7 protein-coding genes and 1 pseudogene are annotated in these 10,856 nt (G+C 63.4%); 2 read left to right on the plus strand and 6 right to left on the minus strand.

What is annotated here, in order from left to right; translation table 11 throughout:
* Positions 1–24 precede the first annotated feature (24 nt).
* The 3 genes from pstA to Q0Y42_RS07250 all read right to left on the minus strand — a co-directional run bounded on the left by pstA (position 25) and on the right by Q0Y42_RS07250 (position 4,343).
* Entirely contained in the window at positions 25–1,320 is a 1,296-nt protein-coding gene (gene pstA, locus Q0Y42_RS07240) for a phosphate ABC transporter permease PstA (RefSeq protein WP_297801780.1), read from the minus strand.
* A complete protein-coding gene (gene pstC / locus Q0Y42_RS07245) occupies positions 1,313–2,743 on the minus strand; it encodes a phosphate ABC transporter permease subunit PstC (protein WP_297801782.1) in 1,431 nt (476 codons plus the stop codon). The genes pstA and pstC overlap by 8 nt, the downstream gene beginning before the upstream one ends.
* Positions 2,744–2,918: 175 nt before the next feature.
* Positions 2,919–4,343: an ATP-binding protein gene (locus tag Q0Y42_RS07250; protein ID WP_297801784.1), complete on the minus strand. Its 1,425-nt coding sequence runs from the start codon at positions 4,341–4,343 to the stop codon at positions 2,919–2,921.
* A gap of 297 nt (positions 4,344–4,640) precedes the next feature.
* Here Q0Y42_RS07250 and Q0Y42_RS07255 point away from each other — a divergent pair, with 297 nt between their 5' ends.
* Positions 4,641–6,752 (plus strand): ATP-binding protein, encoded by a 2,112-nt coding sequence (locus tag Q0Y42_RS07255; protein WP_297801786.1) that lies wholly within the window; start codon positions 4,641–4,643, stop codon positions 6,750–6,752.
* 43 nt (positions 6,753–6,795) lie between these two features.
* On the opposite strand, the gene Q0Y42_RS07260 is transcribed toward Q0Y42_RS07255, so the two are convergent.
* Positions 6,796–7,005, minus strand: coding sequence for a hypothetical protein (locus tag Q0Y42_RS07260; RefSeq protein ID WP_292051001.1), 210 nt, complete (start codon positions 7,003–7,005; stop codon positions 6,796–6,798).
* 56 nt (positions 7,006–7,061) lie between these two features.
* On the minus strand, positions 7,062–8,339 hold the full coding sequence (gene aceA / locus Q0Y42_RS07265; protein WP_297801789.1) for an isocitrate lyase: 1,278 nt from the start codon (positions 8,337–8,339) through the stop codon (positions 7,062–7,064).
* 155 nt (positions 8,340–8,494) lie between these two features.
* Between aceA and Q0Y42_RS07270 the strand changes: the two genes are divergently transcribed.
* Positions 8,495–9,940 (plus strand): helix-turn-helix transcriptional regulator, encoded by a 1,446-nt coding sequence (locus Q0Y42_RS07270; protein WP_297801791.1) that lies wholly within the window; start codon positions 8,495–8,497, stop codon positions 9,938–9,940.
* Here Q0Y42_RS07270 and Q0Y42_RS07275 read toward each other — a convergent pair.
* A pseudogene (locus tag Q0Y42_RS07275) lies at positions 9,941–10,856 on the minus strand (M1 family aminopeptidase); the annotation flags it as partial.

The raw sequence follows: 10,856 nt of genomic DNA on the forward strand, positions 1-10,856 counted from the left end.
GGGTGATCTTGGAGCTCATAGACATTACCACCGACGTTCGAAGCGACGACGCACAACAATGGCGGCGGCGTTCATGACGATCATGAAGGCGAGAAGGACAAGGATGGCCGCAGCGGTCCGTTCGTGGAACGCGCGCTCCGAGGCATTCTCCCAGATATAGATAAGGGACGGCAGGGCACCGGCGGGCGCATCAATGGCCGCCGTAATACCCGGCACGAAGCTGATCATGCCGATCAGCAGCAGCGGGGCCGTCTCGCCCAGCGCGTGCGCCATGGCGATGATCGATCCGGTCATCACGCCCGGCATGGCCAGCGGCAGAACGTGCTGGAACACGGTCTGGGTGCGGCTGGCACCCATGGCGAGGGCAGCCTCGCGGATTGACGGCGGCACTGCCTTCAGCGCCGAGCGCGTGGCGATGATGATGGTCGGCAGCGCCATGAGCGCCAGAACCAGCCCCCCCACCATCGGGCTTGCACGCGGCAGGTGCAGGAAGTTGATGAACAGCGCCAGACCCAGCAGGCCGTAAACAATCGACGGCACGGCGGCGAGGTTGTTGATGTTCACCTCGATAATGGCCGTCAGCTTGTTGCGCGGGGCATATTCCTCAAGCCACACGGCGGCGAAAACGCCCACGGGAATGGCGATGATGGCGGTGACCATCAGCATCAGGGCCGAGCCGATGACCGCGCCCAACACGCCCGCCAGTTCCGGCTGGGTCGAGTCGCCATTGGTGAACATGGCGGTGTTGAAGTGGGCGCGGATGACGCCGTCCTTCTTCATCGCATCCAGCCATTCCATCTGCTGGTTGCTGACGCGGCGCTGGTCCTCGGGGGTGGCGCGGGTGATCTTGCCCTTGAGGTACATCTCGGCATCGTCCGACAGCGGCGATGCGATGGGCAGGGTCTTGCCGATCAGGCCCGGCTGCGAGCGGATACGGTCCGCAGAGATGAATTTCAGTTCCGACGACAGCAGCTTACGCATGGCATCGGCCTTGGTGCCGTCGGCATCATCCACCACGCCCATGCGGGCCAGCTGCTGCTCGGCGACCATCAGCTCATAGTTCGCGCCTTGCGGATAGGCGCGGTCGATACGGGCCGGATCCATATAGACCGGCAGGGTCACCGTATGGGCGTAGAAGGCCGTATAGCCCTGCATGACAATGCTGCCGAGCAGCACAGCCAGAAACACCAGAGCCACAGCAATGGCCCCGCGCCCTGCCCATTTGAAACGGGCTTCACGCGCGTAGCGGCTCTTCAGGCGCGCCTGAAGCTTTTGCGTGCGGGCGCTCACGGCGCCGGTTTGGGAAACGGCGTCAGTCATACTGCTCACGATAGGCTTGCACGATACGCATGGCGACGATGTTGAGGGCGAGCGTGACCACGAACAGGGTCAAGCCCAGACCAAAGGCGGCGAGGGTCTTGGGGCTGTTGAACTCCTGGTCACCCGTCAGAAGGGTGACGATCTGGACGGTGACCGTGGTGACGGTTTCCAGCGGGTTCAGCGTCAGCTTTGCGGCCAGACCTGCGGCCATGGTCACGATCATGGTCTCGCCAATCGCACGCGACATGGCCAGAAGCATGGCACCGGCAATACCCGGCAGGGCGGCCGGCAGAAGAACCTTCTTCACCGTCTCGGACTTAGTCGCGCCCATGGCATAGGAGCCGTCACGCAGCGACTGCGGCACCGAGTTCATGATATCATCCGACAGCGACGACACGAACGGGATCAACATGATGCCCATGACGCAGCCCGCCACCAGTGCCATCTGGTTCTGAACCAGCGACAGGTATTGGCCCAGACCGTCCAGCGGACCGCCAATCAGCATATTGCCGATGTTGTTGAAGAAGACGCGCAGCGCCGGACCGACCGTCAGGGCGGCAAAGAAGCCGTAAACCACGGTCGGAACACCGGCCAGCACCTCCAGCAGCGGCTTCACAACCGCGCGGGTGGTCTTGCTGGCATATTCCGAAAGATAGATGGCCGAGAACAGACCGACCGGAGCCGCCACCGCCATGGCGATCAGCATGATCAGGAAGGTACCGGCGAACAGCGGCACAGCGCCAAAGGCACCGGTCGAGCCGACCTGATCGGCGCGGATGGCCATCTGCGGGCTCCACTGGGTGCCGAACAGGAAGTCGAACACCGACACCATGCTGAAGAAGCGCAGGGAATCGTAGACCAGCGAGAAGATGATGCCGACCGTCGTCAGAACCGCCACTGCGGCACAGGCGAGCAGCACACCGACAATCCAGGCCTCGACCTTGTTGCGCGCGCGGAGCTGCGGACGGATGCGGATCGCCACAAAAACAGCGCCCAGAATAGCCGCAAGAATGGCTGCAGTCATACCGCCCCATTGCAAGGCGTTATGGATGTTGTGGATGCGGCCGCCTTCGCTGGCCAGCAGTTCGGCATAGGGGGCCGTCCAGATCTGGTGCGGGGTATCGCCCTGCCCCACGCGGCGGGCATCGGCCTCGAACGCCTGACGGCGCAGCGGCTCCAGCTGTTCGACAGCCGCCGGAGCACCGGCCGTAACGAGCTGGCGCTCGATCGGGGCCGAGAAAACACCGCCAAGGATCAAGACAGCCAGACACGGGGCCAGAACGCCGATCAGGGCATAGCGGCCGTGTTGTTGCGGACGCGAATGGGCCTTTTGGCCCTGGCTACGGCGCACGGCCAGTCGCGCACCGCCCCAGTAGGACAGCACGGCGAACACAGCCATGAAAATCACGAAAATCCAGGTCATTCAGATCCGCAGAAACTTAGATTTCGACCCACGCAGGACGGGCCTCAATTCGGGGCAGAACCTGCCCGCGAAAGGCGAGCGGATTAAGACGGATGCATGACAGTTCTGTTACACACGCCGCGAGACACAATCCCGCCCCAAGACAACCGCAAGAATAATGCGAAGTCTTTAAAATCTATAAGATTTCTTCCAATCGTTCCGGAAGGGCCTGAGGTCTTTGCGGGGCTATAGGGAAGGCAGCCGCAAATAAAGCGCCTGATCCCATCGCACTTTCCACAGAAAGTACGCCGCGGTGGCGAATGACAATGTGACGCACTATGGCCAAACCAAGTCCAGTGCCCTGCCGCTCGCCGCTTTTTTGTCCTTCGACCCGGTAGAATCTGTCCGTCAGACGCGGCAGGTGTTCACGCGCCATACCCGGCCCATGGTCGCGCACGGTCACAGCGACATAGCGCGCGCCCTGCTCGCGGTCCGGCGTGACCAGCGACAGACGCGTGCTGTCAGCCAGTCGCGACTGGAAGACATCGTCCACCGTCAAGTCGCGCTCGATGACGACCTCGATGGCACCGCCTTCGGATGAATATTTGAGCGCATTGTCGATGAGGTTCTGCACCACCTGCAAAATCTCGTCGCGCTCGCCGATCACATCGGCACCACCGACGCCGAGATCGGCGTTGATCGTCACCGAACGCTCGCGCGACAGGACACTGACCGCATCCAGAACGTCGGACGTCGCCCGCGCCAGATCGACCCGTCCGGCGGGCGCGATGTGCTCGTTCAGTTCGATGCGGGAAAGTGACAGCAGGTCCGCGACCAGACGGCTCATCCGGTCGGCCTGCGCGGACATGATATCCAAAAAGCGGTCACGCGCCTTGGGGTCATCCTTGGCGTGGCCCTTCAGGGTTTCGATGAAGCCCGACAGCGATGCCAGCGGCGTACGCAGCTCATGGCTGGCATTGGCCAAGAAATCGACGCGCATCTTCTCGCTGCGACGCAGGTCGGTTTCGTCCTTGAGGGTCAACAGGACCATCCGCTCCTGCTGGCCGTTGATCTCGCGCACCGGCAGAGGATGGACCTGCGCCCGCCAGTGGCGGTCCTGCGAGCCGCCCGCCAGATAGTCGACGCGCGACACCTCGCCCGTGAACAACGCATCGTCCACGGCCTCCAGCACGAAGGGTTCGCGGATGACCGCGACCAAAAGCCCTCCGGCTGAGCCAATCGGCAAAACTTCACGTGCCGCCGCGTTGGCCCGCACAATGCGGCGCCCCGCGATATCGTCGGCCTCGCCGCCCGCGATGATCAGCATCGGGTCGTGACTGACCTCGAACGCATCGGCCAGCAGACCGCCATCCGTAGGCAGTTCCACATCGGTCCCCGTGGTGCCCGCCTCGGCCGTGTCCACGCTGATCGGCGCACGATTCACGAACCAGGTGGTGAAGGCGACTGCAAGCGAACCCAGCACCATCCACACCGCCACGGCGGGCTGCAGCACAGCAATCACCAGCATGATGATAACGGCCAGCCCACCGCTGGCCCCTGCCGTCCACAAGCGGGACGACGCCATCGGGGCGACAGGCGACTGGTTCGGTTCGTAACTCATGGGGTTCCGCGAAGTCTCTGGCTGTTCTCCGCCTTGTCGCACACCCCTGCAACAAAGGCACGACAGGCGATCGAGAAGAAGCGCCGCTATACGCCACCCCATTTTAAGCATAACGTTGTTCCGCGAGTGGGAGGCAGTGTGATGAGTCGGGGTACGCAGCTGAGCGTCCATCTGCCACCAATGCAGATGTGGCTTTCTGCCAGCAGCATATTTGCCGCCTTTTGTTTGGCCATGCTGGCGGTTCTTCTTGTGCGCAACAGGCCGACATCCGAACGGCGAATGTTCGGCTTCTCGGTGATGACTGTACTGTCTCACGCGCTCTGGCTCATTCCGATCCTGCAGGTGCAACCCGATCTTCAAGCTAGCGCCAATCCTTGGCTGCTAGCGCTGGGTCAGGCGATCCTGACGGTGGCCTGCGTATCCGTGCTGCGCAGCCACATCTTTCGCCGCAAGACAGATCATCCGATACGCATCGCGACGATCACGGTCTGCGCCCTCACCTTCAGCAATCTGGCCTCCATAACGCTGGCGGTACTGGCCTTCACACAGGCCGGAAGCTGGGCCTTTGATGCGCGGACCATCACCTTCGTCTTTGCGGTTCCGCTGAACCTGGGACTTGTGTCCATCGCTCTGCTACGGGGCACGCCGGTCCAGCAGGTTATGTGCGCCTCCGCGCTCGGCGGGCTGGGCAGCCTGTCGATATTGCACGGCTATGAAATGGCCATCGCGGGTGCCGTGCCCTTTAACGGCGGCGTCCCCCTCTATGTCGCATGGATGATCGCGGTTTTCGTCAGTCTGGCGACCGGCGGGACCCTGTTCGCGGCCCATCTATGGAATGGCCAGCGGCGGTTCATGAAAAACCTCGTTAGCGCCATCAATGCCCTGCCCATCGGCCTTGCGCTCTACGACGATCGCGACCGCCTGCTGCTGTGGAGCAGGCACTATGCCAATTTGGCTGGTCCCAATGCCCACAAACTGAAATGGGGCATGGAATATTCCGAAGCGCTCAAGGCTGGCATGAAGGCGAGCCTCTTCCCTCCCGGAAGCGCGCATGACCCGAAATGGCTCGAGCAGCGCCTCAAAGAGCGCGGACCAGGTGACTGGGTCCTTCAATCGTATGACGGCAAGCGCTGGATCCGGCTTTGGAACCGCCGCCTGCCCAACAGCGGCATGGTGACGATCACCTCGGACATCACCGACGAAAAAAACCATGAAGCCGAGCTGGCCGAGGCGCTTGAGCGCGCCCGTAGTGCGAGTGCGTCCAAGACGACATTTCTGGCCACGATGAGCCATGAAATCCGCACGCCACTGAACGGGATCATCGCGGTGACCGATGCGCTGTCACGATCCGATCTCGACCCGCGTCAGGCCGAAATGGTCCAGATGATCGGAAGCTCCAGCCGGACACTGCAAACCCTGCTTAGCGACATTCTCGATCTGGCCCGTATCGAGTCAGGCGGAATGAAGATCGAGAAGGCCCCGTTCGATCTGGCCTGCACCTTGAATGAAACCCAGCAGCTGTGGGCCAATGCGGCCCACGAAAAGGGCATTACGTTCAAATACCGGTTCGACCCCAATGTCGGCAGCTGGGCCACAGGTGATGCCAAGGCCACCCGCCAGATCTTGAACAACCTGCTCTCCAACGCCGTAAAATTTACGGACCGTGGCGAGATATCCCTCTCGGTCACCCGAAACGCCGATCAGGTGACGATCCGCGTGGAAGACACCGGCATCGGCTTCGATAGCGCCAATGCCTCAAGGATCTTCGAGCGGTTCTGGCAGGCCGATGACCAGCACACGCGCCGCTTTGGGGGCTCCGGCTTTGGCCTCGCCATCTGCGCGGAGTTGGCTGAGCTGATGGGCGGTAAATTGAGCGCCACAAGCCAGCCCGGAAAAGGCTCGACGTTCACCTTCGTCGTGCCCCTCCCCCCCATCAACGCTCCGCTTCCAAAGCGAGAAAACCTGGTCGACGAGAGCATCAACAAAACGGCCCAACAGCTCAATACGCCCGAGCAAGGACAGGCGCTGCGTATTCTGCTGGCCGATGACAACGCCACCAATCGCCGCGTTGTCCAACTCATCCTGGACGCCAACAACATCCAGCTGGTCGAAGTCGAGAACGGCAAGGAAGCGGTCGAGGCCGTGGCGGCCAGCCGATTTGATCTGGTGCTGATGGACATGCAGATGCCCGTCATGGACGGCTTGGCCGCTACACGGGAAATCCGGCGTATGGAAGCCGAGCGCGGGCGTGGTCGCACGCCGCTGATCATGCTGACCGCCAATGCCATGCCCGAGCATATTGCAGCCTCGCTGGAAGCGGGCGCCGATGCCCATCTGGCCAAGCCGTTCAACGTCGCCCAGATGCTGGAGCTGACCTACAACCTGACCCACAACAATCAGCCCGCCTGATCTCTCAGGCGGGCTGACCGAAACACAGCTATGAGCGGCGGATTTACTCGTAGCCGTGCGCGGCTTCGTTGATCACCTGACTGGGCATGGCGGAGAAGTCCACGCTCAGCGGGGCGCTGGCCTTGGCCTGAAAGGTCTTGATGACGTGTTCCAGACGGCGGCGCACTTCCTGCGTCGTGTCTGCACCCGCATCAAGTTCAAGCGGCGCGAGGCAGTAGTCGATGATCGCGCGGGGGCTGGTGTAGGTGGTCATCAAAGTCTCTCCTTCGCAGGAAGTGTGGAGCCGGACGGTGCCGGCTCCGCGGGGGATTAGGCGGCGTGGAATTGGGCCGTTTCGGTGGAGTCCTTCAGGGCCGTGGTCGAGGACTGGCCTTGCGAGATGACGGTGGCGACATCGTCGAAATAGCCGGTGCCGACTTCGCGCTGGTGACGGGTCGCGGTGTAGCCCGAAGCCTCGTTGGCGAACTCGCGCTGTTGCAACTCCGAATAGGCAGCCATGCCACGGTCGCGGTAACCCGAAGCCAGTTCGAACATGCCGTTGTTCAGGCTGTGGAAACCGGCCAGAGTCACGAACTGGAACTTGTAGCCCATGGCCCCCAGCTCACGCTGGAATTTGGCGATGGTCTCGTCATCCAGTTTGGCCTTCCAGTTGAAGGACGGCGAGCAGTTGTAGGCCATCAGCTTGCCCGGATACTTCTTCTGGATGGCTTCCGCGAACTTACGGGCGTCGTCCAGATCCGGGTAGGAGGTCTCCCACCACAGCAGGTCGGCGTACTTGGCATAGTTCAGGCCGCGCGCGATGCAGTGGTCGAGGCCGGTGCCTTCCTTCAGGCGGAAGAAGCCCTCTGCCGTGCGGTTCTCGCGGTCGATGAAGGGGTGGTCGCGCTCGTCGATGTCCGAGGTGATCAGCTGGGCCGATTCCGCGTCGGTGCGGGCCACCGTCAGGGTCGGGGTGCCGCAGACGTCAGCCGCCAGACGCGCCGCGATCAGGTTGCGCTCGTGGGCTTGGGTCGGGATCAGAACCTTGCCGCCCAGGTGGCCGCACTTCTTCTCCGAAGCCAGTTGGTCCTCGAAGTGGACGCCCGAGGCACCGGCTTCGATGAAGGCCTTCATGATTTCAAAGCTGTTCAGCGGACCACCGAAACCGGCTTCCGCGTCGGCCACGATCGGAGCGAACCAGTCGCGCTTGGCACCGCCCTCGGCATGCTCGATCTGGTCGGCACGTTGCAGGGTGCGGTTAATGCGGCGGCACAGTTCCGGCGCAGCATTGGCCGGATACAGCGACTGGTCCGGATACATGGCCGAGGCGGTGTTGGCGTCGGCAGCAACCTGCCAGCCCGACAGATAGATGGCCTTCAGGCCCGCGCGGACCATCTGCATGGCTTGGTTGCCCGTCACGGCACCCAGAGCGTTGATGTAGGGCTCAGAGTGCAGCAGCTCCCACAGGCGGTTGGCACCGCGCTCGGCGAGGGTGTGGGTGATCGGCACGGAGCCGCGCAGACGCAGGACGTCTTCCGGCGTGTAGGGGCGCTCGATGCCGTCAAAGCGGCCCTTGGGGGCGGGAACCAGATCAGCGAAGGTGGTCATGTGCGTTCTCGTCTCTGCGATGGTGCGGTCAACGCCGCGTCACAGGTCAAAGAACACGGGCCAGTCACAAAAGACACAGCAACAGGCCCGATATTGAAGTCACTTAGTCACAATATGACTTGACCAAATCAGTCACATTATGACCTAACTGCGATATGCAGGATAATGCCGACCGCAAACTGTTCCTTGGGGCGCGCCTGAAACGGCTGCGCCGCGACCTTGGCCTGACCCAGACCGCCATGGCCGAGGACCTGTCGGTCTCACCCTCCTATCTGAACCATATCGAGCGCAACCAGCGGCCCGTCTCGGCGCAACTGCTGCTGAAGCTGGCCGAAACCTATGATGTCGATCTGCGGACCCTGAACCGCGCGGGCGAGATCGACGAAGCGCGTCTGGGCGAAATCCTTGCCGATCCGGTGTTCAAGGGCGTTTCGGCCCCGCGCCACGAACTGATGCAGGTGATCGAGGAAGCGCCCGCCGTGGCCGACGCCCTGCTGCGCCTCTATCAGGCCTTTGACGACCAGCGCGCCCGCGCCCGTGCCGCCGCCGAACATGGCGAGGGGCTGGACGATGCCGCCCCCGCCGACTGGGTGCGCGAGTTCGTTCAGTCACGCGGCAACCACTTCCCCGACCTCGACCAGATGGGCGAGGCACTGGCACATACTCTTGCGCGGGAACAACCGCCCCATGCCGAGGGGTTCGAGGCCGCCGCCCGCCAGCGGCTGGCCGTCGCCCATGGCCTGACGGTCCGCACCGTGCCGTCGGAGGTGATGGTGGAATGGACGCGTCGCTTTGACCTGCACCGCCGCCGCCTGTTGCTGAGCGAGAGTCTCGGCCCGTCCTCGCGGGCGTTCGCCGTGGCCTATCAACTGGCCCTGTCCGAACACGGTGGCGACCTCAACGCCATGGCCGATGCCGCCCGCGCGCCCGATCCGGCCACGCGCAGCCTGCTGAAAGTGGCCATGACCAATACCTTGGCCGCCGCCATCCTGATGCCTTACACGGCCTTCCATCGGGCGGCGGAGGAAACGCGCTATGATTTGGACCGTCTGGCCGCACGGTTTGGCGTGTCATACGAACAGGTCGCCCACCGGCTGACCACCCTGTCGCGCCCCACGGCACGGGGTGTGCCCTTCTTCCTGATGCGGGTGGATCAGGCGGGCAATATCTCCAAACGCTATGCGACGGGGGCCTTTCCCTTCTCGCGCTTCGGCGGGGCCTGTCCGCGCTGGCGGCTGCATTCAGCCTTCCGCACGCCGGGCCGGATTATCACCCAGATCATCGAAACGCCGGAACAGGACGGCAAACCCGGCGGTCGCTGGTTCACCTTCGCCCGCACGGTGGAACGTCAGGGCCGCGACGGCTTCGGCGAGGCGCAGGATCTGGCTATCGGCATGGGCTGCGAGCTGCAGCACGCGCACCGCCTGATCTATGCCCAGGGGCTGGACCTCCAGAACCCCGAGGTCACCCCCATCGGCCCCGCCTGTCGCCTCTGCCACCGCCACCCCTGCGCCGAGCGGGCCGCCGCCCCCATCGATCGCCCGCTGGCCGTCGATGACTGGGCCAAGTCACTCAGCCCCTATCCATTCGCGGCGGGTTGATCAGCGCAGGACGACGCGATCGCCCTCAAGGGCGATATCCCAGCCCGCCAGAATACCGGCGACGGTCGCCTGCGGGTCACGCGAGCCGTTGTTGATGAAGTCGAGGATCACGGCCACGTCCTGCGGCCGCCCACCACGCCGGACATAAAGGTCGGTCCAGTCGCGAACCGTCACCACCCCGTCGCGGCGGTTTTCGCTGACCAACTGGCGTACGAAATCGACAAAGTCCCCGCCGCTCTTGCGGCGTTCGACCATTTCGGCGGCCATGGCAAAAACGGCTCCACAGGCATAATAGGCGCGGTGCTCGCCCCGATCCCCTGCCGTGGCGATAGGTTGGCGGCCATATTTCACGCAGTCGTCGATCTCGGTCTGAAGCTCGGCCTTGTCGTTATAGGACGGATCGCGCGCCTTCAGTGCCCGCACCGCCATCAGATCGGCCCCGCCCTCGGTAATCCAAGCATCGCGCGCAAATTCATAGCGCACCGTCTGGCCCAGCCAGAAATGCGCCGCCTCATGGGCGATGAACCACAGGGCGCGTTCGCGGATTTCCTCATCCGGTTCGGTAATGCCGCGCCCTTCGAAATTCATGACGATCAGGCCGGGCAGCACACTGCCGCCCATGCTCGTCATGCGCTGGGTCGGGCCGTTCCATGCCGCCATCAGCACCGGCTTTTCCGCCCCTGCCGAGGCTGCGCCCAGTCGTTGCAGATACCACCGCCCCGTCGCAGGGGCGGCATCGGCCAGCGTGCCAGCCATCCATTCCGGCAAGGCAGGATCGATCACCGCCGTCAGGCCATCCCCCCGCGTCACATCGGCATCGCCCAACAGGACATAGGATCGCTCGAACTGGGTGATCAGCTCGGGGCGGCGCTCGCCCGCGAACAGGACAGGACCCGACTCGTCGCGCCAGCGCACC

This window comes from uncultured Brevundimonas sp. (genome assembly GCF_947305955.1).
In the GTDB taxonomy this organism is placed as follows: Bacteria; Pseudomonadota; Alphaproteobacteria; order Caulobacterales; family Caulobacteraceae; genus Brevundimonas.